This is a genomic window from Pseudoalteromonas sp. bablab_jr011 (genome assembly GCF_016464045.1).
Taxonomy (GTDB): domain Bacteria; phylum Pseudomonadota; class Gammaproteobacteria; order Enterobacterales; family Alteromonadaceae; genus Pseudoalteromonas; species Pseudoalteromonas lipolytica.
In genome coordinates this window covers 1-415 of record NZ_JACDWU010000086.1, presented here as the reverse complement: position 1 = coordinate 415, position 415 = coordinate 1, and the positions used below count along the sequence as shown (strand labels likewise).

The window sequence follows — 415 nt, the reverse complement described above, 5'->3', positions numbered from 1 at the left end:
TAAACGAATGTTGGAACAATGGTTAAAGTCTGGTTTTATGGACAAAGGGCTGTTCTATCGCACTGACGAGGGAACACCACAAGGCGGGATCATATCTCCAACCTTGATGCTGATGACTCTTGCAGGTCTTGAGCAACGCATTAAGTCCACCGCACTTAAAAATGGGGCGAGAGCCAACTTTATAGGATACGCCGATGATTTCGTAGTCACATGCACTTCAAAGGACGTGCTGGAGAACGATATCAAACCGTTGATTGCTGACTTCTTAGCACATAGAGGCTTAACGCTCTCCGAAGAGAAAACGCACATTACTCACATTAGCCGTGGTTTTGACTTCCTAGGCTTTAACCATAGGAAGTACAAAGGAAAACTGCTCATTAAACCGAGCAAATCTAACACGTTAATATTTCTGAGT

General features: G+C 43.9%; 1 protein-coding gene. It reads left to right on the top strand.

All coding sequences use genetic code 11. The features are described 5' to 3' along the window. Positions 1-415: reverse transcriptase domain-containing protein (locus JIG41_RS02920; RefSeq protein WP_312000477.1), on the top strand; the 415-nt coding region annotated here is incomplete at both ends.